The sequence below is a fragment of the Butyricicoccus sp. AM78-15b2TA genome (genome assembly GCF_027665985.1).
GTDB lineage: Bacteria > Bacillota > Clostridia > Oscillospirales > Butyricicoccaceae > Agathobaculum > Agathobaculum butyriciproducens.
On record NZ_JAQEHY010000052.1, the window covers coordinates 1 to 1,580 of the forward strand.

Below are 1,580 nucleotides of genomic sequence, written 5' to 3' on the forward strand. Positions count from 1 at the left end.
GCAAAGGTCTCCTCCGATGCCGCAAGGTTCAAAAAAGACAGTTGGAAATGAATCGAGCTGTCAAAATAATTGAGGAAATCACACCAACCCTCAAAGATTGCCGTCTTATCTTCGTTTTGGGAGAGTTGATAGTTGATGTCCTGAAACTGGATGGTCTTTGTGTAGTGGCTGTCCGATATGCGGCAGATTCCGTCCGGCCACATCCGTTCATAAGGGATACTGTCCTGCGCAGATTTTCCTTTTTTGTCCGTGCGGTTAGCGCGGGCAATGGCCGCTTCGATCTGCTTCTTATCGGCGCGGGACAGTTTTTTCTTTGTCTTTACCGGCTGCACAGTTTTTTCCTCGGTTTTTCCGAACATCCGATGCAGCCATTTTTTTATTGCGGTGAACAATGTCATACACCTCCTTATCGAGCATTTCCTGCCGCTTTAATACGGCATAAAAGTTGTTGGTCTGGTAAGGTCGCTGCTTTGGACGGATCACAGCTACTTTGAGAATGTTGCCCACGATCTTTTCCAGGGGCTGTCCATGCTTTTCGTACATAGCCAGCATAAAGAAGGGCAGCATAACCAGCATCATACACATAGCCGCTACACTGTTTCCGGTAGGTTTTCTGAGCAAAAAGAAAAGCGGTACGCCAATAAGCGCTCCGCCCGTGAAGCAGATAAGCTGCCGCTTGGTCAGATTGAACATGACCTTTGTTTTGACTTTTGTTAAGTCCTTGGGTACGGGTACATAAGCCAATGTAGAAACCTCCTTCCGTTTTAGTGTGCCTGAAAGACTGATTTGGCGAGACTGCCGGTTTTGAACAGCGTAAAACATAGCAGTACGGTGTAGCCCACGCAGCTCCAGATTGCCATGATGATGTCATCTTCCAGAGCGATGTTCTGCACCAGCACAGCATAAATTGCCACGCAGACGATAATGAGAAACGCCTGAAAGCCCAGTGCCAGCAGAGATCGGAGGTAATTCTGTCCCATACCGCCCCATTCCTTGCCCATCATTGCAGCCATTGGAACGGGAGCCACCGAAGTTACAAGGTAGATCTCGATCATACGGCCATAAATAACGATAAAGATACAGATATACAACGCCCACATGGTAATGCCAATAAAGAGGGATTGGAACCACAGTCCGAACAGCGGTCCCAAATCCATTTCCATCAGCCTCGGTTCCAGATCGGTCATAACTGAGGAAATGTCAATGGACGCATCCGAATTGATAATCCCTGCCGCCTGCGCCACCACGCTCTGCGCCATATCAAAGACGCCCATCACGATATTCCATGTGTTTGTGACAATGAGGATGGCGGCAGCTGATTTGAACACCCACTTGAAAATCATCCAGGTATCCACATCATGCAGGTTGTTCTTGTCTGCAATCATCTGGATCAGGTCTACGGTCATCACGATAGCCAGGATCACACCTGCAATCGGCACCATGATGGAGTTTGACAGATTCTCAATCATATTGAAAATACTGCCATTCCATCCCTGTGGGGTCTGTCCTACCTGTACGGATATATCCGCGACCTGTTGGTTTACACTGTCAAACATCCCCGAAAGGTTGCTCATAATACC

2 protein-coding genes and 1 pseudogene are annotated in these 1,580 nt (G+C 48.0%); all 3 read right to left on the minus strand.

Features of this window, described 5'->3' with window-relative positions; translation table 11 throughout:
- A pseudogene (locus PGS25_RS15530) lies at nucleotides 1–332 on the minus strand (VirB4-like conjugal transfer ATPase, CD1110 family); the annotation flags it as partial.
- Entirely contained in the window at nucleotides 289–744 is a 456-nt protein-coding gene (locus PGS25_RS15535) for a PrgI family protein (protein ID WP_005335865.1), read from the minus strand. The gene PGS25_RS15535 and the pseudogene PGS25_RS15530, both read right to left, overlap by 44 nt.
- 20 nt (nucleotides 745–764) lie before the next feature.
- Nucleotides 765–1,580: VirB6/TrbL-like conjugal transfer protein, CD1112 family (locus tag PGS25_RS15540; RefSeq protein WP_270419415.1), on the minus strand; the 816-nt coding region annotated here is incomplete at its 5' end.